This window comes from Pseudomonas sp. 5Vm1k (assembly GCF_056161485.1).
Genome location: NZ_JBSPCZ010000005.1, coordinates 390287 through 416702 on the forward strand (window position 1 = coordinate 390287; position 26416 = coordinate 416702).

At 60.1% G+C, this 26416-nt stretch carries 18 protein-coding genes and 1 other RNA gene; 12 read left to right on the forward strand and 7 right to left on the reverse strand.

Annotated features, from left to right (window positions below):
* Positions 1-77 precede the first annotated feature (77 nt).
* From guaD to xdhA, 4 genes are all read right to left on the reverse strand, one after another.
* Complete coding sequence (gene guaD, locus ACWIKB_RS13220; protein ID WP_475267314.1) at positions 78-1382, reverse strand: guanine deaminase; 1305 nt, start codon at positions 1380-1382, stop codon at positions 78-80.
* 24 nt (positions 1383-1406) lie between these two features.
* Positions 1407-2252, reverse strand: coding sequence for a xanthine dehydrogenase accessory protein XdhC (gene xdhC / locus ACWIKB_RS13225; RefSeq protein WP_475267316.1), 846 nt, complete (start codon positions 2250-2252; stop codon positions 1407-1409).
* Between the two features lie 119 nt (positions 2253-2371).
* A complete protein-coding gene (gene xdhB / locus ACWIKB_RS13230; RefSeq protein ID WP_475267318.1) occupies positions 2372-4771 on the reverse strand; it encodes a xanthine dehydrogenase molybdopterin binding subunit in 2400 nt (799 codons plus the stop codon).
* Entirely contained in the window at positions 4764-6218 is a 1455-nt protein-coding gene (xdhA, locus tag ACWIKB_RS13235) for a xanthine dehydrogenase small subunit (protein ID WP_475267319.1), read from the reverse strand. The genes xdhB and xdhA overlap by 8 nt, the downstream gene beginning before the upstream one ends.
* 265 nt (positions 6219-6483) lie before the next feature.
* On the opposite strand from xdhA, the gene ACWIKB_RS13240 reads away from it, so the two are divergent.
* The 6 genes from ACWIKB_RS13240 to ffs all read left to right on the forward strand — a co-directional run bounded on the left by ACWIKB_RS13240 (position 6484) and on the right by ffs (position 15885).
* Positions 6484-7143, forward strand: coding sequence for a GntR family transcriptional regulator (locus ACWIKB_RS13240; RefSeq protein ID WP_427631648.1), 660 nt, complete (start codon positions 6484-6486; stop codon positions 7141-7143).
* A 2-nt stretch (positions 7144-7145) separates the two neighbouring features.
* Positions 7146-10634, forward strand: a complete 3489-nt coding sequence (smc, locus tag ACWIKB_RS13245; RefSeq protein WP_475267322.1) for a chromosome segregation protein SMC — start codon at positions 7146-7148, stop codon at positions 10632-10634.
* A 258-nt stretch (positions 10635-10892) separates the two neighbouring features.
* A complete protein-coding gene (gene zipA / locus ACWIKB_RS13250; protein ID WP_475267324.1) occupies positions 10893-11747 on the forward strand; it encodes a cell division protein ZipA in 855 nt (284 codons plus the stop codon).
* Between the two features lie 128 nt (positions 11748-11875).
* Complete coding sequence (gene ligA / locus ACWIKB_RS13255; RefSeq protein ID WP_475267325.1) at positions 11876-14233, forward strand: NAD-dependent DNA ligase LigA; 2358 nt, start codon at positions 11876-11878, stop codon at positions 14231-14233.
* Between the two features lie 189 nt (positions 14234-14422).
* Complete coding sequence (locus ACWIKB_RS13260; RefSeq protein ID WP_475267327.1) at positions 14423-15586, forward strand: zinc-binding metallopeptidase family protein; 1164 nt, start codon at positions 14423-14425, stop codon at positions 15584-15586.
* A 202-nt stretch (positions 15587-15788) separates the two neighbouring features.
* Positions 15789-15885, forward strand: an RNA gene (gene ffs, locus ACWIKB_RS13265) — signal recognition particle sRNA small type.
* A 184-nt stretch (positions 15886-16069) separates the two neighbouring features.
* Here the strand turns inward: ffs and ACWIKB_RS13270 are convergent.
* Positions 16070-16978, reverse strand: a complete 909-nt coding sequence (locus ACWIKB_RS13270) for a DUF2167 domain-containing protein (RefSeq protein ID WP_475267329.1) — start codon at positions 16976-16978, stop codon at positions 16070-16072.
* Positions 16979-17123: 145 nt separating this feature from the next.
* The gene (locus ACWIKB_RS13275; protein WP_475267330.1) at positions 17124-17438 is read right to left on the reverse strand and encodes a helix-turn-helix domain-containing protein; all 315 of its coding nucleotides are present in this window, start codon (positions 17436-17438) and stop codon (positions 17124-17126) included.
* A 416-nt stretch (positions 17439-17854) separates the two neighbouring features.
* Between ACWIKB_RS13275 and ACWIKB_RS13280 the strand changes: the two genes are divergently transcribed.
* The gene (locus ACWIKB_RS13280) at positions 17855-19555 is read left to right on the forward strand and encodes a putative bifunctional diguanylate cyclase/phosphodiesterase (RefSeq protein WP_475267331.1); all 1701 of its coding nucleotides are present in this window, start codon (positions 17855-17857) and stop codon (positions 19553-19555) included.
* Positions 19556-19686: 131 nt separating this feature from the next.
* Here the strand turns inward: ACWIKB_RS13280 and ACWIKB_RS13285 are convergent, their stop codons facing one another.
* Positions 19687-20436 (reverse strand): substrate-binding periplasmic protein, encoded by a 750-nt coding sequence (locus ACWIKB_RS13285; RefSeq protein ID WP_475267332.1) that lies wholly within the window; start codon positions 20434-20436, stop codon positions 19687-19689.
* 144 nt (positions 20437-20580) lie between these two features.
* On the opposite strand from ACWIKB_RS13285, the gene dnaX reads away from it, so the two are divergent.
* The 5 genes from dnaX to ACWIKB_RS13310 all read left to right on the forward strand — a co-directional run bounded on the left by dnaX (position 20581) and on the right by ACWIKB_RS13310 (position 26385).
* Positions 20581-22662, forward strand: a complete 2082-nt coding sequence (gene dnaX / locus ACWIKB_RS13290) for a DNA polymerase III subunit gamma/tau (RefSeq protein WP_475267333.1) — start codon at positions 20581-20583, stop codon at positions 22660-22662.
* A 66-nt stretch (positions 22663-22728) separates the two neighbouring features.
* Positions 22729-23067 (forward strand): YbaB/EbfC family nucleoid-associated protein, encoded by a 339-nt coding sequence (locus tag ACWIKB_RS13295; protein WP_123403312.1) that lies wholly within the window; start codon positions 22729-22731, stop codon positions 23065-23067.
* Positions 23068-23348: 281 nt separating this feature from the next.
* The gene (locus tag ACWIKB_RS13300) at positions 23349-24383 is read left to right on the forward strand and encodes an NADP-dependent oxidoreductase (RefSeq protein ID WP_475267334.1); all 1035 of its coding nucleotides are present in this window, start codon (positions 23349-23351) and stop codon (positions 24381-24383) included.
* A 65-nt stretch (positions 24384-24448) separates the two neighbouring features.
* A complete protein-coding gene (recR, locus tag ACWIKB_RS13305; protein ID WP_475267335.1) occupies positions 24449-25051 on the forward strand; it encodes a recombination mediator RecR in 603 nt (200 codons plus the stop codon).
* A gap of 185 nt (positions 25052-25236) precedes the next feature.
* Complete coding sequence (locus ACWIKB_RS13310; RefSeq protein ID WP_475267336.1) at positions 25237-26385, forward strand: acyl-CoA dehydrogenase family protein; 1149 nt, start codon at positions 25237-25239, stop codon at positions 26383-26385.
* Positions 26386-26416: the final 31 nt, after the last annotated feature.

Sequence of the window (26416 nt, forward strand, 5' to 3'; positions counted from 1 at the left end):
CGCGAAGGCGTCCTCAAGAACACAAAAAATCCCCCGCAACCATCGATTGCGGGGGATTTTTTATGCCCGAAGAAACCTCAGCGCTGATGCACCAATTTCCCCGCTGCATACGTCTGCAACACCGTCCGGTCATCCCCCAGCGTCATCAACACAAACAACGTCTCGGCAATGTTATTCGCCTGCTTCAAGCGATAGCTCAGCAGTGGCGTGGCGTTGTAATCCAGCACCAGGAAGTCCGCATCGGTGCCCGCGTGCAGCGTACCGATCTTGTCTTCAAGACGCAGCGCCCGCGCACCACCGAGGGTCGCCAGGTACAGCGATTTGAACGGGCTCAGCCGCGCACCTTGCAGCTGCATGACCTTGTACGCTTCGTTCAGGGTTTGCAGCAGCGAGAAACTGGTGCCGCCGCCCACGTCCGTGCCCAGACCGACATTCAGTTTGTGCTTCTCGGCCATCGGCAGGTTGAATAAGCCGCTGCCGAGGAAGAAGTTCGAGGTCGGGCAGAAGGCAATCGCCGAGCCGGTTTCTGCCAGCCGCGCGCACTCGTCGTCGCACAGGTGCACGCCGTGGGCGAACACCGAGCGCTCGCCCAGCAGTTGGTAGTGATCGTAAACGTCGAGGTAGCCCTTACGCTCCGGGAACAGTTCCTTGACCCACTCGACTTCCTTCAGGTTTTCGCTGATGTGGGTCTGCATGTACAAGTCAGGGTATTCGCCGAGCAACTGGCCGGCGAGGGTCAGTTGTTCCGGGGTACTGGTTGGGGCGAAACGCGGGGTGACCGCGTAGTGCAAGCGGCCCTTGCCGTGCCAGCGCTCGATCAGCGCCTTGCTTTCCACGTAGCTGGATTCGGCGGTGTCGGTCAGGTAGTCCGGCGCGTTGCGGTCCATCATCACCTTGCCGGCGATCATCCGCAGATCCAGTTGCTGCGCGGCTTCGAAGAACGAGTTCACCGATTGCGGGTGCACGCTGCCGAACACCAGCGCGGTGGTGGTGCCGTTGCGCAGCAGTTCCTTGATGAAAATGTCCGCCACTTCATCGGCGTGAGCCTTGTCGGCGAACTGGCTTTCGCACGGGAAGGTGTAGGTGTTGAGCCAGTCCAGCAATTGTTCGCCGTAAGCGCCAACCATGCCGGTTTGCGGCAAATGGATGTGGGTGTCGATCAGGCCCGGAGTGATCAGCGCGTCCTGATAATGCGTGATCTCGATGTCTGCCGGCAGCGTCGACAACAGTTCGGTGGCGTGACCGATGGCGCTGATCTGGCCGTTCTCGACTACCAGCAGGCCGTCCTCGAAATACTCATAGGACGCTTCGATCCCCACTTCAGCGGGGTCGGCGATGCTGTGCAGGATGGCGGCGCGGTAGGCTTTGCGAGTGAAAGGCATGTGGGTTCCCGGTTTCTAGGCTTATCAATTAGAGGCTTGGCTGCGGCGTGAAGCAGGCAGCAGTTTGGCAATCGATGATCCGGCGCTGGCGGTCTGCTGGCCGAAGTTCGCGTTATAGGTGGCGATGATTTCGCCGGCGATGGAGATGGCGATTTCCACAGGCAACTTGCCTTTGACTTCGCCGATGCCCATCGGGCAGCGCATGCGTTGCAGCACGTCGCTGTCGAAACCGCGATCACGCAGGCGATGTTCGAACTTCACCCGTTTGGTCTTCGAACCGATCAGGCCGAAGTAGGTGAAATCGTTGCGTTTGAGGATCGCGGCGGTGAGTTCGAGGTCGAGCTGGTGGTTGTGGGTCATGACGATGCAATAGCTGCCGACGGGCAGGTTATCGATTTCATCCACCGGTTCTTCGGCGACGATTTTACGCACGCCGTGGGGAATCTGTTCCGGGAATTCCGCTTCCCGGGAATCGATCCAGCGCACTCGGCAGGGCAGGCTGGCGAGCAGCGGCACCAGCGCCCGGCCGACATGCCCGGCACCGAACACGGCGATCTGCGCCTGGACCTGGCCCATCGGCTCAAACAGCAACACCGTCACGCCGCCGCAGCACTGACCGAGGCTGGCGCCGAGGCTGAAGCGCTCCAGGTGCGTGTCCTGTTTGCCGCTGGCGAGCATCTCGCGGCCGATCTGCATGGCTTTGTATTCCAGGTGCCCGCCACCGATGGTGTCGAAGGTCTGGCTGGCGCTGATGACCATTTTCGAACCGGCATTGCGCGGCGTCGAGCCGAGCTCTTCGATGATGGTCACCAACACGCAGGGTTCGCCTTGGGATTGCAGGTCGGCGAGGGCGTCGATCCAGTTGTACATGTTTCACCTCGACATCTGTGTTGTCTGTTCGGGCCCATTCGCGAGCAGGCTCGCTCCCACATTTGGAATGCATTCCCCTGTGGGAGCGAGGCTTGCCCGCGAAGGCCGCGCCTCGGTCCTTAAAGCGAAGCCAACTCCGGCTCAGCCTCGACAGCCTTCGCCACCTTCAACTGCCGCATCTGCTCACAACCCCACAACACCCGCTCCGGGGTCGCCGGTGCGTCGATGTTCGGTTGATGCTTGTAGTCGCCAAGACTGGCCACGGCGTCCTTGATCGCACACCACGAGGCGATGCCGAGCATGAACGGCGGCTCGCCCACAGCCTTGGAATGGAACACCGTGTCTTCCGGGTTCTTGCGGTTTTCCACCAGCTTCACCCGCAGGTCCAGCGGCATGTCCGCCACGGCCGGGATCTTGTAGCTCGCCGGGCCGTTGGTCATGAGTTTGCCTTTGTTGTTCCACACCAGTTCTTCCATGGTCAGCCACCCCATGCCCTGGATGAAACCGCCCTCGACCTGGCCGATGTCTATGGCCGGGTTCAGCGAGGCGCCAACGTCATGGAGGATGTCGGTACGGAGCATTTTGTATTCGCCGGTCAGGGTGTCGACGATCACTTCGCAGCACGCCGCGCCGAAGGCGAAGTAGTAGAACGGACGGCCCCGGGCCTGGCTGCGGTCGTAGAAGATTTTCGGGGTCTTGTAGAACCCGGTGCTCGACAACGAAACCTGGGCGAAATACGCCTGCTGGATCAGCGCTTCGAAGGTCAGGATGTGGTCGCGAACCCGCACATGGCCGTTATGGAATTCCACGTCTTCTTCGCTGACCTTGTAGTGGCGCGCGGCGAATTCCACCAGGCGTTTCTTGATGATTTCCGCAGCGTTTTGCGCAGCTTTACCGTTCAAATCGGCGCCACTGGACGCGGCGGTCGGCGAGGTGTTCGGCACCTTGTCGGTGTTGGTCGCGGTGATCTGCACGCGGTCCATTTCCACCTGGAACACTTCGGCCACGACTTGCGCGACTTTGGTGTTCAGGCCCTGGCCCATCTCGGTGCCGCCGTGGTTCAAATGGATGCTGCCGTCGGTGTAGACGTGCACCAGCGCACCGGCCTGGTTCAGGAAGCTCGCGGTGAAGGAAATACCAAATTTCACCGGGGTCAGCGCCAGGCCTTTTTTCAGGATCGGGCTGTTGGCGTTGTAACGACGGATCGCTTCGCGGCGCTCGGCGTACTGGCTGCTTTCTTCCAGTTCGGCGGTCATTTCCTCGAGCATGTTGTGCTCGACGGTCTGGTAGTAATGGGTGACGTTGCGCTCGGTCTTGCCGTAGTAGTTGGCCTTGCGTACCGCCAGTGGATCGAGGGCCAAATGCCGTGCGATGGCGTCCATCACTTCTTCGATGGCAACCATACCTTGCGGGCCGCCGAAACCACGGTAAGCGGTGTTCGACGCGGTGTTGGTCTTGCAGCGATGACCGTTGATGGTCGCGTCGCCGAGGTAGTACGAATTGTCGGCATGGAACATCGCACGGTCGACAATCGACGCTGACAGGTCCGGCGAGCAACCGCAGTTGCCGGCCAGTTCCAGGGCGATGCCGTGCAGGCGACCGGTGCTGTCGAAACCGACGTCATACTCGACGTAAAACGGGTGACGCTTGCCGGTCATCAGCATGTCTTCGACGCGGGGCAGGCGCATCTTGGTCGGCTGGCCGGTGAGGTGCGCGACCACTGCGCAGAGACAAGCAGGGCTCGCCGCCTGGGTTTCCTTGCCACCAAAACCACCGCCCATGCGGCGCATGTCGACCACGATTTTATTCATCGACACGTCGAGCACTTCAGCCACCAGCTTCTGCACTTCGGTCGGGTTTTGCGTGGAGCAGTAGACGATCATCCCGCCGTCTTCAGTCGGCATCACCGAAGAGATCTGGGTTTCGAGATAGAAATGTTCCTGGCCGCCGATGTGCAGCGTGCCTTGAATGCGGTGTTCGGCAGTCGCCAGAGCACCGGCCGAATCGCCGCGCTGATGGGTATGGCTGTCGAGCACGAAGTGGCGTTTGCGCAGCGCTTCAACCACGTCCAGCACCGGCTCCAGATCTTCGTATTCGATGATCGCGGCCATCGCTGCTTTGCGTGCAGTTTCCAGATCTTTCGCGGCGACGGCGAGCACCGGTTGCCCGACGAATTGCACATCATCGATGGCCAGCAGCGGATCACCCGGCAGCAGCGGACCGATGTCTTTCAGGCCCGGCACGTCTTCGTGGGTGATGGCGATGCGCACACCTTCAAAGGCGTAGCACGGCTTGGTGTCGATGCTGATGATCTTCGCGTGGGCGCGGTCCGACAGGCGTGCGTAAACGTGCAGTTGATTCGGGAATTCCAACCGGTCGTCGATGTACTGCGCTTCGCCGGACACATGCTTGGCGGCGCTGTCGTGCTTGACGCTGCGGCCGACACCGGTGGTCAGGTCTTTGGCGAACAGTTCAGCCAGTTCGGCTTGGGTCTTCTCTACAGCGTGATGATTAGACATAAGCGGTCACCCGAGTCTCGATGTGCGGCGTTTGCAGTTCGATGAAGTATTTGCGCAGCAGGTTTTGCGCGCTAAGCAGGCGATATTCCTTGCTGGCGCGGAAGTCCGAGAGCGGCGTGAAATCATCGGCCAGGGCGGTGCAGGCGCGTTCGACCAACGCGCTATTGAACGGCGCGCCGATCAGCACGGTTTCGCAATGGGCGGCGCGTTTCGGGATCGCGGCCATGCCGCCGAAAGCGATGCGGGCGTCGGTGATGACGCCGTTCTCCACGCGCAAATTGAACGCGGCGCAGACCGCAGAAATGTCATCGTCCAGGCGCTTGGAAACCTTGTACGCACGGAACAATTGTTCGGCGCTGGCGCGGGGCACGATGATCTTTTCGATGAACTCGCTTTCCTGGCGCGCAGTCACTTTGTAATCGATGAAGTAATCGTCGAGGTTCAGCGTGCGGCGGGTTTCGCCCTTGCACAACACAACCTGCGCGCCGAGCGCGATCAGCAGCGGTGGCGAGTCACCAATCGGCGAAGCATTGCCGATGTTGCCGCCAAGGGTGCCCTGATTGCGGATTTGCAGCGACGCGAAACGGTGCAGCAGTTCGCCGAAATCAGGGTACTCGGCGTTCAGCGCTTCGTAGCAGTCGGAGAGTGCGGTGGCAGCGCCGATTTCGATGCGGTCGTCAAAGGTTTCGATGCGCTTCATCTCGGCGACGTTGCCGACGTAGATCATCACCGGCAAGGTGCGGTGGAACTGCGTGACTTCCAGCGCCAGATCGGTGCCGCCGGCCAGCAACCGCGCCTGTGGATAAGCGTCGTAGAGGTCGGCCAGATCAGCGACGGTCAGCGGCACCAGGCAGCGCTTGTCACCACTGTTGAGTTCGCCGATGTCGGTCGGGGCGATGGCTTTCAGGCGGGCGATGGTGTCGGCCTCGCGGGCGTCGAACTGGTCCGGTTGCTTGCCGCAGCAGGACTGTTCGGCGGCTTGCAGGATCGGCCGATAGCCGGTGCAACGGCAGAGGTTGCCGGCCAGCGCTTCGTGGGCTTTATGGGAGTCGGGTTCGTCGCTGTTCTTTTGCAACGCGAACAGAGACATCACGAAGCCAGGAGTGCAGAAACCGCATTGCGAGCCGTGGCACTCGACCATGGCTTTCTGCACGCTGTGCAGTTCGCCTTTGTGCTTGAGGTCTTCGACGCTGATCAGTTGTTTGCCGTGCAGCGACGAAACGAACGTCAGGCACGAGTTGAGGCTGCGATAGCGAATGTGTTCGCGGCCGTCGTCATCCGTTTGCAACTCGCCAACCACCACGGTGCACGCGCCACAGTCACCGCTGGCGCAGCCTTCTTTGGTGCCGGGTTTGCCCACATGGTCGCGCAAGTAATTGAGCACGGTCAGGTTCGGGTCCAGGGCGTGCTCGCTACGGAGTTCCTGGTTTAGTAAAAACTGGATCACGGAAGGCCTCGCAGACTCATTATTGTTGTTAACCGATTGAGCCGAATTTATCAGGTCTGACTTTTCGGTCAATGATTTTCTGACTTAAAGGTCAGGAAAACCCGTTTTGGCGATCAACAGCGCGTTTCATCAGTATTGACCCTGACTCGATAGCTTGCTTTTTGCTTAATTCGTGCCAAAAACCGCCGGGTGGGCACTCCGCCATGACGTACCAATTGCGCTACACTGCGCCGCTTGTGCAGATCGAAGAGTTTGAAGGACAACCATGACGTTCAAGGCGCCGGACAGCCTCGCCGAGCAAATCGCTCACCACCTCGCCGAACGTATCATTCGCGGCGAAATGAAGCCGGGAGAGCGAATCCAGGAACAGAAGGTCACGCTGGCCCTCAATGTCAGCCGCGGTTCGGTCCGTGAGGCTTTGCTGATCCTCGAACGCCGCCACTTGATCGCGATTCTGCCGCGACGTGGTGCCCACGTGACCGAACTTACCGCGCACAAGGTCCAGAGCCTGTGCACGTTGATGAGCGAGTTGTACATCTTGCTCGGCAACGCCGTGGCCACTGGCTGGCAAGTCCAGGCCGACCTGGCGCCGTTCGTGCAGATTCAGCAGCGCCTGACCGCCAGCTACGAGCGCCAGGACATCCGCACGTTCGTCGATGACAGCTTCAGCGTGATGCGCGCCGCGTACCCGTTCGCCAACAACCCGTACTTGCAGGAAACCGTCGAGAACCTGCAACCGGCCATGAGCCGCGCGTATTTCCTCGCCCTGGAACAGCGCAAGGCCGAGATGAGCGAATTCCTGGAGTTGTTCGAGCGTTTGCTCGCCGCCGTGATCGCCCGTGACTTTCCGCAGATTCGTGTGGTGCTGACGGCTTATGCCCAGCGCAGCTGTGATCTGGTGGTTTCCGCCCTGACGGTCGCTTAAGCGTGCGGCTCAAGTGCATCAAACTGGCGGGGTTCAAATCCTTCGTCGACCCGACCACGGTGAACTTCCCCAGTAACATGGCGGCGGTGGTCGGGCCCAATGGTTGCGGCAAGTCGAACATCATCGACGCCGTGCGTTGGGTGATGGGCGAGAGCTCGGCCAAAAACCTGCGCGGCGAGTCGATGACCGACGTCATCTTTAACGGCTCGACCAGCCGTAAACCGGTGAGCCAGGCGAGCATCGAACTGGTGTTCGACAACTCCGACGGCACCCTGGTCGGCGAATACGCGGCCTACGCGGAAATCTCGATTCGCCGCAAAGTTACCCGCGACAGCCAGAACAGCTATTACCTCAACGGCACCAAATGCCGTCGCCGCGATATCACCGATATCTTCCTTGGCACCGGCCTGGGTCCGCGCAGCTACTCGATCATCGAGCAGGGCATGATCTCCAAGCTGATCGAAGCCAAGCCTGAAGACCTGCGTAACTTTATTGAAGAAGCGGCCGGCATTTCCAAGTACAAGGAGCGCCGGCGCGAGACTGAAAACCGCATCCGCCGCACCCACGAAAACCTTGCGCGCCTGACCGATTTGCGTGACGAGCTGGAGCGTCAACTTGAGCGCTTGCACCGCCAGGCCGAGTCCGCCAAGAAATATCAGGAATACAAAGGCGAAGAGCGTCAGCTCAAGGCCCAGTTGTCGGCCCTGCGCTGGCAGGCGTTGAACGAACAGGTCGGGCAGCGCGAAGCAATCATCGGCAACCAGGAAATCACTTTCGAAGCCTTGGTCGCCGAACAACGCAACGCTGATGCGGCGATTGAACGCCTGCGTGACGGTCACCATGACCTGTCCGAGCGCTTCAATCTGGTGCAGGGGCGCTTCTATTCGGTCGGCGGCGACATCGCCCGGGTCGAGCAGAGCATCCAGCACGGCCAGCAGCGTTTGCGCCAGTTGCAGGATGATCTGAAGGAAGCTGAGCGCGCGCGTCTGGAAACCGAATCGCACTTGGGCCACGACCGCACCTTGCTGCTGACCCTCGGCGAAGAGCTCGACATGCTCACGCCAGAGCAGGAAGTCACCAGCGCCGCCGCCGAAGAAGCCGCTGCCGCGCTGGAAGAATCCGAAACCACCATGCATGCGTGGCAGGAGCAGTGGGACACCTTCAACCTCACGGCCGCCGAACCGCGTCGCCAGTCTGAAGTGCAGCAATCGCGAATCCAGCAGCTGGAAACCAGCATGGAGCGTTTGGCCGATCGCCAGAAGCGTCTGGGCGAGGAGCGCGCGTTGCTCTCGGCAGACCCGGAAGATGCGGCGATCATGGAGCTCAGCGAGCAGCTCGCTGAATCCGAAGCGACGCTTGAGGATTTGCAGACCAGTGAACAAGCTCAGGTCGAAAAGCTTGAACAACTGCGTCAGGAATTGCAGCACGCGCTGACGGCGCAGCAACAAGCACAGGGCGATTTGCAGCGCCTCAATGGGCGTCTCGCGTCCCTTGAGGCCTTGCAACAAGCCGCGCTTGATCCGGGCACCGGCACTGCCGAATGGTTGCGTGAACAGAATCTGGCGGAGCGTCCGCGCCTGGCCGAAGGCCTGAAGGTAGAAGCAGGTTGGGAGCTGGCGGTAGAAACCGTGCTCGGCGCCGACCTGCAAGCGGTGCTGGTGGATGACTTTGGCGATTTCGATCTGGCCGGGTTTTCCCAAGGCGATCTGCGTTTGCTCAGCCCCGCCAGCGATGGCGTGCGCGTGGCCGGGAGTTTGCTCGACAAGGTCGAGGCGCAGATTGATCTGTCGCCGTGGCTGGGGCAGGTCAAACCGGTGGATAACCTCGAACAGGCCCTGGCCTTGCGCGGTCAATTGAAGCCTGGCGAGAGCCTTATCAGCCGCGATGGCTACTGGGTCGGTCGACACTTTTTACGCGTGCGTCGTGCCAGTGAAGCGGAAAGCGGCGTGCTCGCCCGTGGTCAGGAAATCCAGCAACTGGGGCTTGAGCGCGAAGAGCGCGAAGCCACGGTCGAAACCCTGGAAACCGAACTGCAAAACCTGCGGGCGCAACAGCGTCAGCAGGAAAACGGTCGCGAACATTTGCGCCGTCTGCTGCAAGACGAAGCCCGTCAGCAAGGTGAATTGAAAGCGCAGTTATCGGCTGGGAAAGCCAAGGCTGAACAACTGACCCTGCGCCGTACGCGTCTCGACGAAGAACTCACCGAGCTCGGCGAACAGCGCGCTCTGGAACACGAAAACATCGGCGAGGCGCGCCTGCAATTGCAGGAAGCGCTCGACAGCATGGCGCTGGACACTGAGCAACGCGAGTTGCTGCTGGCCCAGCGCGACAGCTTGCGCGAACGCCTCGACCGTGTGCGTCAGGAAGCCCGGCAGCATAAGGATCACGCGCATCAATTGGCGGTGCGCCTGGGTTCGCTCAAGGCGCAACACGATTCCACGCGCCAGGCCCTGGAGCGTTTGGAGATGCAGTCCGAACGCCTGACCGAGAAGCGCGAGCAACTCAGTCTCAATCTGGAGGAGGGCGAGGCGCCGCTGGAAGAGTTGCGCCTCAAACTTGAAGAGTTGCTCGACAAGCGCATGACCGTCGACGAAGAGCTCAAGACGGCACAACTCGCCATGGAAGACGCCGGCCGCGAACTGCGTGACGCCGAGAAGCGCCGTAATCAGGCCGAGCAGCAATCGCAATTGATTCGTGGCCAACTCGAACACCAGCGCATGGAATGGCAAGCCCTGACCGTGCGGCGCAAGACCCTGGAAGATCAATTGCTGGAAGACGGCTACGACCTCCACGGCGTGATCGCAACTCTGGTGGCCGAGGCCAACGAGAAAGAAGCCGAGGAAGAACTGGAGCGCATTGCCGCGCGCATTGCGCGTCTCGGTGCGATCAACCTCGCGGCCATCGACGAATACACGCAACAATCCGAGCGTAAACGTTATCTGGATGCTCAGAACGACGATCTGGTGGAAGCGCTGGATACGTTGGAAAACGTGATTCGCAAGATCGATAAAGAGACGCGAAACCGCTTCAAAGATACCTTTGATCAGATCAATGCCGGAATTCAGGCACTTTTCCCAAAAGTTTTCGGTGGCGGCAGCGCGTATTTGGAACTGACGGGCGAAGATCTACTCGATACAGGGGTAACGATCATGGCGCGACCGCCAGGGAAGAAGAACAGCACCATCCATTTGCTCTCCGGTGGCGAAAAAGCCCTGACCGCATTGGCCCTGGTTTTTGCGATCTTCAAGTTGAACCCGGCGCCGTTCTGCATGCTCGATGAAGTTGACGCGCCACTGGATGACGCTAACGTTGGACGCTACGCACGGCTGGTCAAAGAGATGTCGCAGACGGTGCAATTCATCTACATCACCCACAACAAGATCGCCATGGAAATGGCAGATCAATTGATGGGGGTGACGATGCACGAACCGGGTTGCTCACGCTTGGTGGCAGTGGATGTCGAGGAGGCGATGGCGATGGTGGATGCCTGAGTCACTGGCTGTAGGGCAAGTATTCAAGCGCTGTAGGCTTATTTACTTCTCCTTTACTTGCTGGCCAAACGACATATTCGCTGAAGCCATTGTGACAGACGGTGTAAAGTTGCCTTTGGTCGTGCTAGTTTAATGTCAATTTTTCGTATACGTGGGCAAAACGCCTGTCAGAACATAGAGTTGGCGCCACGTTTTAAAGCGGTTTGCACGTTGTAAACCCCTTATTTTTCAGCATTTTTTATAGAGGCACGGGATTACATGGAAATCGGTCTGCGCGAGTGGCTGATCGTCATCGGCATTATTGTCATTGCCGGTATTCTTTTCGATGGCTGGCGTCGCATGCGCGGCGGCAAGGGAAAACTGAAATTCCGTCTTGATCGAAGTCTGTCCAACCTGCCGGACGAGGACACCAGCGCCGAGCTGTTGGGCCCGCCTCGGGTGCTGGATACCCATAAAGAGCCGCAACTGGACGAGCACGATCTGCCGTCGGTGAGCATGCCAGCCCGGGAAACCCGTGAGTCGGGTTCCAAGCGCGGCAAGCGTGGCCATGCCGAGCCTTCCCAGGGTGATATGAACCTCAGCCTGGACCTGGACGGCGGCCCGAGCTTCAGCAGCCGTGACGACGATTTCCCGGACGACACCAAGGCTTCTCCTGCGGTCAGCGACAAAGAACAACCGCAAGCCGAAGAAGTGCTGGTGATCAGCGTGATCTGCCGCGACGCTGCCGGCTTCAAAGGCCCGGCGCTGTTGCAGAACATTCTGGAAAGCGGTCTGCGTTTCGGCGAGATGGATATTTTCCATCGCCACGAAAGCATGGCCGGCAACGGTGAAGTGCTGTTCTCCATGGCCAATGCGGTCAAGCCGGGTATTTTTGATCTGGACGACATCGACCATTTCAGCACCCCGGCGGTGAGCTTCTTCCTCGGTCTGCCAGGCCCGCGTCATCCGAAGCAAGCCTTCGACGTGATGGTGGCTGCCGCGCGCAAACTGTCCCAGGAGCTGAATGGCGAACTGAAAGACGACCAGCGCAGCGTGCTGACGGCCCAGACGATTGAGCACTACCGTCAGCGCATCGTTGAGTTCGAACGTCGCGCCCTGACCCAGAAGCGCTAAGGTCAAAAGATCGCGGCCTCGTTTCACTCTGTAGGAGCTGTCGAGTGAAACGAGGCTGCGATCTTTTGATTCTGATGAGATGAGATTGAGCAGCCTCGGCTGCTCTTTTGCTTTTTGAGAGAACACCCATGACCGCCGCCAAAAACCGCATTCTAGAGCTGCGCGCTGAGCTGGATCAGCACAACTATCGCTATCACGTGATGGACGAACCGAGCATTCCTGACGCCGAGTACGATCGGTTGTTCCATGAGCTCAAGGCCCTCGAAGCGGCCAATCCCGAACTGATCACCAGCGACTCGCCGACCCAGCGGGTCGGCAGCGCAGCGCTGTCGGCGTTCACCCAGGTGCGCCATGAAGTGCCGATGCTCAGCCTCGGCAACGCCTTCGAAGAAACCGACATGCGCGAGTTTGATCGCCGCGTCACCGAAGGCCTCGACCTGCCGGCCGGCGACCTGTTCGGTGGTGGCGCAGCAGTGGAATACAGCTGCGAACCAAAACTGGATGGCCTGGCGGTCAGCCTGCTTTATCAGGACGGTGTGCTGGTACGCGGCGCGACGCGCGGCGACGGCACCACCGGCGAAGACATCAGCGTCAACGTGCGCACCGTGCGCAACATTCCGCTCAAGCTGCATGGCAGCGGCTGGCCGGCGACTTTGGAAGTGCGCGGCGAAGTGTTCATGTCCAAGGCCGGTTTTGAACGGCTCAACGCCACGCAACTGGAAGTCGGCGGCAAGACCTTCGCCAACCCGCGTAACGCCGCAGCGGGCAGCCTGCGCCAGCTCGATTCGAAGATCACCGCCAACCGTCCGCTGGAATTCTGCTGCTACGGCATCGGCCAGATTTCGGCGGATATCGCCGACACCCACATTGGCAATCTCAAGCAGTTGCAGGTCTGGGGTATGCCGATCAGTCATGAACTGAAACTTGCGCACGGCATCGGCGAATGCCTGGATTACTACCGCGACATCGGCGAGCGCCGTAACGCGCTGGGCTATGAAATCGATGGTGTGGTGTTCAAGGTCAACAGCATCGCTTCGCAGCGTGAGCTGGGTTTCCGTGCTCGCGAGCCGCGTTGGGCGATTGCCCACAAATTCCCGGCGATGGAAGAACTCACCGAGTTGCTCGATGTGGAATTCCAGGTCGGCCGCACCGGCGCCGTAACGCCGGTCGCACGCTTGAAACCGGTCAAAGTGGCCGGCGTCACCGTGGCCAATGCGACGTTGCACAACATGGACGAAGTCGCACGACTGGGCCTGATGATCGGCGACACCGTGATCATCCGCCGCGCAGGAGATGTGATTCCGCAAGTGGTGCAAGTGGTCCTTGAGCGTCGTCCGGAGAATGCACGAGCAGTACAGATTCCCGAGCAGTGCCCGGTGTGCGGCTCGCACGTGGAGCGCACGCAACTGGTCAAGCGCAGCAAAGGTCGCGAGACCGTCAGCGAAGGCGCGGTGTATCGCTGCGTCGGGCGTCTGGCCTGCGGCGCGCAACTGAAGCAGGCGATCATCCATTTCGTCTCCCGTCGCGCCATGGATATCGAAGGCCTGGGCGACAAGAGCGTCGAGCAATTGGTCGATGAAGGATTGGTGAGTTCGCCGGCGGATCTGTATGCGCTGAAGTTCGAAGACATCGTCGACCTGGAAGGCTTTGCCGAGCTGTCGAGTAAAAAGCTGCTCAGCGCCATCGAAGACAGCAAGCAACCGAGCCTGGCGCGTTTCATCTACGCCCTCGGGATTCCCGATGTCGGCGAAGAGACGGCCAAGGTGTTGGCGCGCTCCCTGGGCTCGCTGGAGCGGGTTCAGCAGGCGTTGCCGCAAGTGTTGACGTACTTGCCGGATGTCGGCCTGGAAGTGGCGTATGAGATTCATAGCTTCTTTGAAGATGCGCATAACCAGCAGGTGATCGCGGAACTGCTCAAACACGGTTTGCAGATTCAGGATCAGGGCGAATTGGGCGCCGAGTTTTCCGCGAGCACCACCCTCGGTGGGTTTCTCGACAAGCTGCACATTCCTTCTGTCGGGCCGGGCGGGGCGCAGAAGCTGGCGGACAAGTTTGGATCGCTCAAAGGCGTTTTCGACGCTGACTGGTTGGACATGCGTCAGGCGTTGCCGGAGAAGCAGGCGAATTCGGTTCGGGAGTTTTTTGCGGTTGAGGGTAATCGTCAAATCGCTGAAGCGGCCGAAAAGCAATTGCGTGATTTTGGCATGCACTGGCAGAGCGAGAAAAAAGTCGTCGAAGGTTTACCGCTGGCCGGGCAGACCTGGGTACTGACCGGTTCGCTGGAGTTGATGAGCCGTGATGTGGCCAAGGACAAGCTTGAGAGCCTTGGCGCGAAGGTGGCGGGTTCGGTGTCGGCCAAGACCCATTGCGTGGTTGCCGGGCCGGGCGCTGGCTCGAAGTTGGCCAAAGCCAATGAGTTGGGGTTGAAGGTGCTGGATGAGGAAGCGTTTGTCGACTTCCTGAAAAAACACGGCATTGCGATCTGACACCTGACCTGTGGCGAGGGAGCTTGCTCCCGCTGGAGCGCGAAGCGGTCCCCCTCGATGCTGGCGCCTGCTGCGCAGTCGAACGGGAGCAAGCTCCCTCGCCACAGACAAACGCTCTCCGGCACAATTATGGGAACGATCAGCGAGCTGAAATGATCTAGTCTTGGCACCCCTCAGGGAGAGTTCGCCATGTACCGTTTCTTCGAACAGCTCAGTTCCCGCATCGCCGCGCCCTTCATCGGCGAGAGTTCGCGCAACAGCAAGGTCTGGCAGTGCCGTTGCGGGCAGTCGCTGTTCTTTCGCAACAGCCAGTGCCTGGCCTGTTCGGCGGCGCTGGGCTATCAGCCGGAACAGAGTCGCTTGTCATCCCTGCAATCTGGTCCGCAAACAGACACCTGGCTGCTCGACGCCGATCCTGAGGCCGGTGTGTTTCGCCGTTGCGCCAATCTTGACTCGCCGGCCGCCTGCAACTGGCTGCTGCCGGCCAACGACCACGACGCGCTATGCATTGCTTGCAGTCTGAACCACACCATTCCTGATCTCTCGATTCCCGAAAATCCTGAACGCTGGCGCAAGGTTGAAACGGCCAAGCGTCGCTTGATCGCGCAACTGGTCAGTCTCGGCTTGCAGGTGATCCCCAAGACCGTGAACGAAGAAACCGGCCTGGCGTTCGACTTCATCGGCGTCGACCTGGAAGGCAAACCGCCCACCACCGGTCACGCCAACGGCCTGATCACCCTCGATATCAAGGAAGCCGACGACGCTCACCGTGAACAGATCCGGGTACAGATGCACGAACCGTATCGCACGTTGCTCGGGCATTTTCGGCATGAAGTCGGCCATTACTACTGGGATCGACTGATCGCCAACAGCCACTGGCTCGAACCGTTTCGTGGCCTGTTCGGCGACGAGCGAGCCAGCTACGCCGATGCCCTTGAGCGGCACTATCAGCAGGGCGCGCCACTGGACTGGCAGCAGCATTACGTCAGCGCCTACGCGACGATGCACCCGTGGGAAGACTGGGCCGAAACCTGGGCGCACTACCTGCACATGATGGACGCGGTGGACACCGCGCTGGGTTTCGGCATGAGCGCACGGGAAATGGATTTCGATTACCAGCCATTCCCGTCCAGCACACTCTACGATCCGCAGCATCCCGGCGGTGCGGCGTTCCTGTCGTTCGTCAATGCGTGGATCGAACTGGCTGGCATGCTCAATGAGTTGTCGCGAAGCATGGGGCAACCGGATTTCTATCCGTTCGTCCTGCCGCCAGCAGTGATCGCCAAGCTGCACTTTATCCACCTGGTGATCCAGCAGGAAGGCGGCAAGGCGGATGAGGTGTTGGCTCAGTAAGATCAAAGGATCGCAGCCTGCGGCAGCTCCTACGGGGGCACGCCGATCCATGTAGGAACTGCCGCAGGCTGCGATCTTTTCGGGCGCACTGCATGTCCTTGACGCTACTCATATTTTTAATCTGGATCGAACGGTTGTAACTTCGACTCAGATAGGTACAATGGCGCCGTTCGCCGTCAGGTGAGCGTCGTTATGGTGACCCCATCGGTCCCCCCGCAACGATTACCCGTGAACCTGGTCAGATCCGGAAGGAAGCAGCCACAGCGGGAACATTGTGTGCCGGGGTGTGGCTGGTGGGGTTGCCTCCATAACGCCAAGTCCTCAGATTCGAGGCTTGCGCGCGCAACATCCTCCGAAACGCTTCGTTTTAAAATCCCTAATGTTTGATTTGTCTGCTGCGTTGTCATGCGGCGGCTTTGTTGTGCCTGCCGTTTGCGAATCCTGCGCTGCCAGCGTCAACCAGCAGCGCAGAAGGACAAGGCCTTAAGCCTTTTTACGGCTGAACAGCTTGCGCACAAAGCCTGCGATCACCACCAGTCCGACGATCAGGAACTTCTTTGCCGCCAGCAGGAAGATGCCGATCTTGGCAAACAACCCGGCCTTGGCCGCCAAGCCGCCACCCACCAAGGCCGCCAGACCATAAGACGCCAGTTTATCGGTGGCTGGGCTGTAGTCGGTGTAGAGGTTGCCGTCGGTGAAGTTGGTGAAGGCGATGACTTTCGGCAGTTCTTTCTTGACCATCGGCAGGTCCGTCATGGCGGCAACGGCGTTCAGTTCCAGTACGCCTTTACGGCCCAGTACCCGAATGCTGTAGTTCAGGGTGCTGTCCTTGGCGTCATCGGATTTCAGTTCCCGTGCCCAATACATTTTGTGGCTGGCTCCGTCGTAATGCGGTTGCTCGGCCCAGCCCAGCAAGTGCAGGCCGGCATAGCCTTGCTTCTGACGTTCTTTATTGTCGTCCTCGTCCTCTTCCTGCATTTGCTTAAGCAGGTCGGCGTAGTCGATTTTTGCCGCATCCTCGTCAGAAATGTGCCCGTCTTCGCTATAGCTGACGATCACGCCCCAACCGCTGGCGGTCAGTGGGTTCACGCCGGTCGGGATGATCATGCCCAGCGTCTCGGTGCCCGGTGGGTTGCCCCAGCCTTCGGTCAGCAAGCGTTCGGTGTCTTTGGGGTTCAGGTAATAAAACTCGTCGTTGAGCTTCATCGTCGCAATGCCGGAGGGCAGGGTAATGGTGCCGTGCTGTTTCTTCAGGGAGGCGAGAAACTGCTCGGGCGTTTGCTCCACTTGGGCAGCTTCAGCGGATTCTGGCGGGGGCGTGGTGGCTGCTTGTGCGGGGTTATGCAGCGCGCACAGCAGCGCGGCCATCAAGAACGGACGGAGGTGTTTCATCGTATTCCTTTACATTTTGAATTAATTTCGCGCAAGGATATCGGATGGCCATTATCCGTGCACGTTCTTCGAGACTGTTTCTGACGCCCGGATAAGCAAAAGGCAGATCGGTCTATTCGACAGATCTGCCTTTTTATTACTGGCACTAAGGCTTGGACAAGGCCTGGTCAACCGCAGCGATCAGCTTTCCCAGATCCTTTGAGGTGGCTTTGTGTATGACGCTGAACAGGTACGCCCGCTGTTCGTCTTCATCGCCCAAATCGGCGAAAAACGCTTTCAGCTTCACGCCCAGCACATCGGCAAGCAGGAACAATGCGTCCACGCTGGGGGTATAGGTGCCGGTTTCGAAGCGGCTGATGGTTTTGGGGTCAAAACCGGTTTTTTCGCCGAGTTCAGCCTGAGTAAGCCCCGCGACCTTGCGATAGCGTCGGATGGCCGGACCCAAACTTGAAATTTGCATCGCTCAATTCCCATTTAGAATCAAGAACTTAACGATAGATTTTTGCATTAGGCAACCGCATGATCCATCACCTTGCTTTGCAAAATGTGATGTATTTCGTAGAATCGCCGCTCAATGGGGGCATTTGGTGACCTGCGTTCATAAGTTGAGGCTATATGAAACAGCCGGCGTTGCGTTCCAATGCCGGGTGTGCGGAGAGCCATGAGTGGCCCGGATGCCTTGCAAAATGTTATCTGGATCGCTTTTTCCATTTTCACCGAGGCCTTTGAGCCTAGTTGATCTTCGGCTGTCCCGGGGCCATCAACTGCTGTCCATGGAGGGATCACGTGTCTCTACGCAGTCCGTCTCAAAACAACTCTTCCGGGCATTGTGTGCTGGTCGAGCGGTACCACCGCTAGCGACAGCGAGCCTGACTCATGGATGAGAAATACCGCAGGGCCGTGGACGCCGCCGCCATTTTTTCCGAAACGGATCTGAGCGGCCGCATCACTTACGTCAATGACCAGTTCTGCGCCATCTCCGGCTATAGCCGCGAGGAGCTGATCGGGCAGAACCATCGTCTGCTCAATTCCGGCCTGCATTCCGCCGATTTCTTCGCCACCCTGTGGCGCACTATCGCCCTGGGCAGCGTCTGGAAAGGCGAGATCTGCAATCGCGCCAAGGATGGCAGCCTGTATTGGGTCGACAGCACCATGGTGCCGGTGCTGAACGATGTCACGGGACGAATTGATCGCTACCTGTCGATTCGCTTCGACATCAGTGAAAAACGCCAACTGCTGCATTCCCTGCAATGGCGGGTCGGACATGATGTGCTGACTGGCCTGCCCAATCGCGCGTTTCTCTCGGACCTGTTGGATCAGGCGCTGGAGTTCTCCCGCAAGGAAAACATCCCGCTGGCGGTCTGCATGCTCGACCTCGATGGCTTCAAGGCCGTCAACGACGGCTACGGTCATGCCAGCGGCGATCTATTGCTGGTGGAAGTGGCCAAGCGTTTGCGCACGATTGTGCGCGGCGAAGATGTGGTGGCGCGGCTGGCCGGTGACGAGTTTGTGCTGGTGTTGCGTTACGTGCGGGATATGCCGGAACTGCGCGCGGCACTGAATCGGGTGCTGGGGGCGATCTCGGCGCCGTATTCGCTGCACGGCAAGGACGTCAATGTGTTCGCCAGCATTGGCGTGACCCTGTTCCCGTACGACAACGAAGATGCCGAAACCCTGTTGCGCCACGCCGATCAGGCGATGTACGTGGCCAAGCAGCGCGGACGTAACCGTTTTCACCTGTTCGATGTGTCCCGGGATCAGGAAGTCAAAGCCACACACCAGACGGTCGAGCGTGTTCGCCAGGCGCTGGTTGCCGGCGAGTTGCGCCTGTATTTTCAGCCCAAGGTGAACATGCGCCGGGGTGAGGTCGTCGGTTTCGAGGCGTTGTTGCGTTGGCAGCACCCACAAAACGGTCTGGTGCCGCCGCGAGATTTCCTGCCGATAGTGGAGGAGACCGACCTGATCATCGACATTGGCGAATGGGTGATGGAACAGGTCTTGTCGCAGTTGCATCGCTGGCAGCAGGAGGGGCAGGGCTGGCCGATCAGCATTAACATCGCGGCGCGACACTTCCAGCGAGCGGATTTCGTCGAGCGGCTCAGGCAGGTGCTGGCGCGCCATGCCCAGGTTTCCCCGCAACTGCTGGACCTGGAAATCGTCGAGTCGGTGGCCGTCGAGAATATCCAGCATGTCAGCGCGTGTTTGCAGGCCTGCCAGGCGCTGGGGGTGCAGTTTTCACTGGGGGATTTCGGCACCGGTTACTCGTCCCTGAGCTACCTCAAGCGCCTGCGCACGCAAACGATCAAGATCGATAAATCCTTTGTGCGCGACATTCTTCACGATCGTGACGATCTGGCCCTGACCACTGCAGTGATCGGTCTGGCCCGGGCGTTTGGCCGACAGGTGATCGCCGAAGGGCTGGAAAGTATCGAGCATGGAAGACTGCTGCTGGAGCTGGGCTGCGAAGTGGCCCAAGGCTATTTCATCGCCAGGCCGATGCCGCCCGCCGAGGTGCCGGGCTGGGTCGCCGGGTTTGTTGCGCCAGTGGAGTGGCAGGTGCTGGATCAGGTTGGCTGAAGCTTTATGCCTACACTCAATCCCCTTGTGGGAGCGGGCTTGCTCGCGAATGCGGTCTATCAGTTCACATCATTGCTGAATGACACACTGCCTTCGCGAGCAAGCCCGCTTCCACAGGGTTTCGGTGTTGCTCAAGGCGTATTGGGTTCCGCGCCCGTGTAGAGCCCAATAATGTCATCAATCTCCCCTGACATTTTCATCCGCAACAACGTGCGCAAAATTCGCTGCACGGGCACGTTCGGATCGTTGCGCACGTAGCAACCGACATTCTGCTCTTGCAGCACGGCCACCGCTTGCAACTGCCGACCGGGCATCAGTCGCTGGTTGAACCAGTCCAGGGTCCACTGATTGCTGACGGCGTAGCGATAGCGCCCGACCAGGAGCTTATCCAGCACCTGTTCCTGATTGCGTGCGTCTTCGCGCTCCAACTGTCCTGCGTCGAACAGCGGTTGCAGCGTCGGATAGATGTAGCCGAGCACCGTGCCGACGGTCTCATGTTTCAGATTGGTCGGGACAATCGACGCGGGCGGGCCTTGCCGGCTGACCAGCAGGTCTCGCTGCAGAAACAGCGGAATGCTCCAGATGTAATCACCTGACTGGTTCGGCAGCCACGACTGTGCGGCATAGCAGCGCACATCGACTTCACCGTGTTCCATGGCGTTCTGCACCCGCGCCCGGGGCAACACATGAAATTCGGCCGGTACCCCGACCTGGGTGGCGAGGCTGAGCATGATGTCGTAAAGGATGCCCTGGGTCGGTCGACCCCGGTCCAGTTGCACCATCGGCATGGCCCAACTGTCGGCCATCACGAAGCGCACCGGCGCGTCGGCGGCGGCAACGTTCAGGCTGATCCACAACAAAGCCCCCAAGGCCAACCGCATAAACGCTCCGGTACTGGTGAACCCCGAGCCGAAAATAGCCCCCCAAAGTGCAGCTTAGCCAGATTAGACGAGCACACCGGATGCAATTTCGGGCCTGCTCCGCTAGCATTAGCCGCTTCTGTTCCTTAGTTGCGACGGTTTTCGATGAGTTATCAGGTTCTTGCACGTAAATGGCGTCCGCGCTCGTTCCGCGAAATGGTCGGCCAGACCCATGTGCTCAAGGCTCTGATCAATGCCTTGGACAGCCAGCGGCTGCACCACGCCTACCTGTTTACCGGTACGCGTGGTGTCGGCAAGACCACCATTGCACGAATCATCGCCAAATGCCTGAACTGTGAAACAGGTATCACTTCGACGCCGTGCGGCGAGTGTTCGGTGTGTCGCGAGATCGATGAAGGCCGTTTTGTCGACCTGATCGAGATCGACGCCGCGAGCCGGACCAAGGTCGAAGATACCCGCGAGCTGCTCGACAACGTGCAGTACGCCCCGAGCCGCGGGCGCTTCAAGGTCTACCTGATCGACGAAGTGCACATGCTCTCCAGCCATTCCTTCAATGCGCTGTTGAAAACCCTCGAAGAGCCGCCGCCGTACGTCAAGTTCATCCTTGCGACCACCGATCCGCAGAAACTTCCGGCAACGATTCTTTCCCGGTGCCTGCAGTTCTCCCTGAAGAACATGACCCCGGAGCGTGTGGTCGAGCATTTGACCCACGTGCTGGGTGTCGAACAGGTGCCGTTCGAAGACGATGCACTGTGGTTGCTCGGTCGCGCCGCCGACGGGTCGATGCGCGATGCCATGAGTCTGACCGACCAGGCCATCGCCTTCGGTGAAGGCAAGGTCATGGCCGCCGACGTGCGGGCGATGCTCGGTACGCTGGATCATGGCCAGGTGTTTGATGTCCTGCATTCGCTGATCGAGGGCGACGCCAAGGCGTTGCTCGAAGCCGTTCGTCATCTGGCCGAGCAAGGCCCGGACTGGAACGGCGTGCTCTCGGAAATTCTCAACGTGCTGCACCGTGTCGCCATCGCCCAGGCTTTGCCTGAAGGCGTCGACAACGGTCACGGCGATCGTGATCGGGTGTTGGCACTGGCCCAGGCGTTACCGGCCGAAGACGTGCAGTTTTATTACCAGATGGGTTTGATCGGACGCCGCGACCTGCCGCTGGCACCCGACCCACGCGGCGGCTTCGAAATGGTCCTGCTGCGCATGCTGGCCTTCAGGCCTGCGGATACGGCGGACGCCCCGAGGCAACCGCTAAAGCCAGTGGGGATCAGCCAGGCCACAGTTGATTCCGCAAATTCAGTGGCTACCGCGCCTAAAGTTGCGCCGGTAGCCCCTGCGGCAGTTGCCCCGATTGTGCCTGCACCTGTTGTTGCGCCGGCCCCTGAGCCCGAGCCTGAACCTGAGCCGGTTGCGCCAGTGGTCGCGCCCGAACCTGTTGTTGAAGCCGTGGCGGTCGAAGCCGTCGTCGATCTGCCGTGGAATGACCCGATTGAACCCGAAGTCGTTCAGCAGGCAGCGGTCGAGCCCGTACTGGAAACCGCCAGCGAACAACCTGAATTGCCACCGATGCCGATGCCCACGCCTGACAGCGTGGTGCCGGACGCGCCTGAATGGGCCGCTGCGCCGATTCCCGAGCCGTCCGTGGCCGAAGTCGACGCCGCCACGCCGGGTATCGATCTGGATGACGAGCCGCCGCTGGACGAGGATTACATCGAGCCGGACATCGACTCGGCCTACAGCTACCTCGACGAACTGGCCAGCGAGCACACCGCCGAGCCGACCCCGGAGCCCGAGCCAGAGCCGGCTGCCATGCCGGCCACCGGCCTGGCGCTGCAATGGCTGGAGCTGTTCCCGCAACTGCCGATCTCCGGTATGACCGGCAGCATCGCCGCCAACTGCACGTTGATCGCGGTCGATGGCGACAACTGGCTGTTGCACCTGGACCCGGCCCACAGCGCCTTGTTCAACGCGACCCAGCAACGTCGTCTCAACGATGCGTTGAACCAGTTTCACGGGCGTACGCTGACCCTGACCATGGAGCTGATCAAGCCCGAGCAGGAAACCCCGGCCCAGGCCGCGTCCCGTCGTCGTGTGAACCGTCAGCGCGAGGCCGAGGAGTCGATCCACGGCGATCCGTTCATCCAGCAAATGATGGAACAGTTCGGTGCGGTAGTGCGTAACGATACTATTGAACCTGTCGAAGCCCTGGTCAGTCAGGGCTAATAACTGAAAGCGTTCGGCTACATTGGCCGGGCGCCGTTTTTATCCAAGTACTTTGAGGTGATTACCATGATGAAAGGTGGCATGGCCGGCCTGATGAAGCAGGCGCAGCAGATGCAGGAAAAAATGGCCAAGATGCAGGAAGAACTGGCCAACGCCGAAGTCACCGGTAAGGCCGGTGGCGATATGGTCACCGTGGTAATGACTGGTCGTCACGACGTCAAGCGCGTGACCATCGACCCAAGCCTGGTAGAAGGCCTGAGCGAAGACGACAAAGAGATGCTGGAGGCCGTGTTCGCCGCCGCCGTCAACGATGCCGTGCGCAAGATCGAAGCCAACAGCCAGGACAAAATGGGCAGCGTGACCGCTGGCATGCAACTGCCACCGGGTATGAAACTGCCATTCTGATTCGCCAAGGCGCGTTGGATGGGCTACAAAAAAATGCCAGGCATTGCGCCTGGCATTTTTGTTTCTGGTGGTTAGGGATAGGCTCGCTTTTGTGGCGAGGGAGCTTGCTCCCGCTGGGCAGCGAAGCGGCCCCTCTGTGCCCGAAGACGCAGGGGACTGCTGCGCAGTCCAACGGGAGCAAGCTCCCTCGCCACAATGAAAGGCATAAACATCGAACGCCATACCGCCGCGAAGGTCTGCTCCCTATACCGCTGAATTCACCGATCAAAGGAGACGCTCACATGCCGCAAGCATTGACCCTCAACCAACGCATCGTCCTGGTGTCCCGCCCGGTGGGCGCGCCGACCCCGGAGAATTTCCGCCTGGAGCGCGTGGCGCTGCCGGACCTGGCCGACGGTCAGGTGTTGCTCAAAACTCTCTACCTGTCCCTCGATCCCTACATGCGCGGTCGCATGAGTGACGCGCCGTCCTACGCTGCGCCGGTGGAAATCGACGAAGTGATGACCGGTGGCGCTGTCAGCCGGGTCGAGCGTTCGCTGAATCCTAAATTTCAGGAAGGTGATCTGGTGGTCGGCTCCACGGGCTGGCAGAGCCACAGCATCAGCGATGGCCGCAACATCATCCCGATCCCGTCGGGGCTGCCGAGCCCATCGATGGCACTAGGCGTGCTGGGCATGCCGGGCATGACGGCCTACATGGGCCTGATGGACATTGGCCAGCCCAAGGCCGGGGAAACCCTGGTGGTCGCCGCCGCGTCGGGTGCCGTGGGTTCGGTGGTCGGCCAGGTGGCCAAGATCAAAGGCCTGCGGGTGGTAGGTGTGGCCGGTGGTGCCGACAAATGCCGCTACGTGGTCGAGGAGCTGGGCTTCGACGCCTGTATCGACCACAAGAGCCCGGACTTCGCCAATGACCTGGCGCTGGCGTGCCCAAAAGGCGTCGACATCTATTTCGAGAACGTCGGCGGCAAAGTCTTTGATGCGATCATGCCGTTGCTCAACCCCAAGGCGCGGATTCCGCTCTGTGGCCTGATTGCTTCGTACAACGCCCATGAAGCACCGAGCGGGCCGGATCGTCTGCCGCAATTGCAGCGTGCCTTGCTGACCAAGCGTGCGCGCATCCAGGGCTTTATCGTCTTCGATGACTACGCAGATCGTCAGCCGGAGTTTGTCAGCGCCATGACGCCGTGGGTGCGTGACGGCAAAGTGAAGTTCCGCGAGGACATCGTTGATGGCCTGGAGCTGGCACCCGAGGCATTCATTGGTCTGCTGGAAGGACGCAACTTCGGCAAACTGGTGGTGCGGGTCGCCCAGGACTGAGTATTTGACGCTGGCCAGAGGCGCGGGTATAAACCGCGTCTCGTTGTTTTGTCGGACTTTTCCCCATGAGCTTCAGCCCTCTGATTCGCCAACTGATCGATGCCCTGCGAACGTTGCCGGGCGTGGGTCAGAAAACCGCCCAGCGCATGGCGTTGCAACTGCTCGAGCGCGATCGCAGCGGCGGCTCGCGTCTGGCCCTGGCCCTGAGCCAGGCGATGGAAGGGGTCGGTCACTGCCGCTTGTGCCGCACGCTGACCGAAGACGACCTCTGCCCGCAATGCGCCGACACCCGGCGTGACGACACCTTGCTGTGCGTGGTGGAAGGGCCGATGGATGTCTATGCCGTAGAGCAGACCGGTTTCCGTGGTCGCTACTTTGTGCTCAAAGGACATTTATCGCCGCTCGACGGCCTCGGGCCAGAGGCTATCGGCATTCCGCAATTGCTCGCGCGAATTGAAGAAGCCGGCACGTTTGCCGAAGTCATCCTGGCCACCAACCCGACGGTGGAAGGTGAAGCCACGGCGCATTACATCGCCCAGTTGCTCAGCAACAAAGGCCTGGTCGCCTCGCGTATCGCCCATGGCGTGCCGTTGGGTGGCGAGCTGGAATTGGTGGATGGCGGCACGTTGGCGCATTCGTTTGCGGGGCGTAAGCCGATCGCTTTGTAGCGTTTGAACCGACGCCTTCGCGAGCAAGCCCGCTCCCACATTGGATTTGTATGCATCGCAGATCCCCTGTGGGAGCGGGCTTGCTCGCGAATGGCCGCACTACGGTCCACCTGATTCACACAATCCAGTTGAAAACCAAGCAAGCGCTCGGTTAACGTCGCGCAACCCTTCAGTGGAGTTCGCCGATGCCTGCCTTTCAGGAATACTTCGACCCCAGCCACCAATTGGTCCGCGACAGCGTCAGGCGTTTCGTCGAGCGCGAGATCCTGCCGGGCATCGATGAGTGGGAAGAAGCCGAAAGCTTTCCCCGGGAGCTCTACCTCAAGGCCGGTGCCGCCGGCATCCTGGGCATCGGTTACCCCGAAGCCCTGGGCGGCAGCCACGAAGGTGACCTGTTCGCCAAGGTCGCCGCTAGCGAAGAGCTGATGCGTTGTGGCTCTGGCGGGTTGGTGGCGGGCCTCGGTTCGCTGGACATCGGCCTGCCGCCAATCCTCAAGTGGGCGCGGCCCGAGGTCCGTGATCGGGTAGTGCCACAGGTGTTGGCCGGCGAGAAAATCAGTGCCCTGGCCATCACCGAACCCAGCGGCGGTTCCGATGTGGCCAACCTGCAAACCCGCGCCGTGCGCGACGGCGACTTCTATCGGGTCCACGGCAGCAAAACCTTTATCACCAGCGGCGTGCGTGCGGATTTCTACACCGTGGCGGTGCGCACCGGCGAGCCGGGGTTTGGCGGCATCAGCCTGTTATTGATCGAGAAGGGCACCCCCGGCTTCACCGTCGGTCGACAGCTGAAGAAAATGGGCTGGTGGGCATCGGACACCGCCGAATTGTTCTTCGACAATTGCCTTGTGCCCGTAGGCAATCTGATCGGCACCGAAAACATGGGCTTCGCCTGCATCATGGGCAACTTCCAGAGCGAACGCCTGGCCCTGGCGCTGATGGCCAACATGACCGCGCAGCTTGCCCTTGAAGAAAGCCTGAAGTGGGCGCGTCAGCGTGAGGCCTTCGGTAAACCGATCGGCAAGTTCCAGGTGCTCAAGCATCGCCTCGCCGAAATGGCCACGGCACTGGAGGTGTCACGGGAGTTCACTTACCGCCAGGCGGCAAAAATGGCGGCGGGGCAGAGCGTGATCAAGGAGATATCCATGGCGAAGAATTTTGCCACTGACACGGCGGATCGCATCACCACGGATGCGGTGCAGATTCTGGGCGGGTTGGGCTATATGCGCGAGAGTCTGGTGGAGCGGCTGTATCGGGATAACCGGATTCTGTCGATTGGCGGCGGGACGCGGGAAGTGATGAACGAGATTATCAGCAAGCAGATGGGGCTTTAAGAGCAAAAGATCGCAGCCTTCGGCGGCTCCT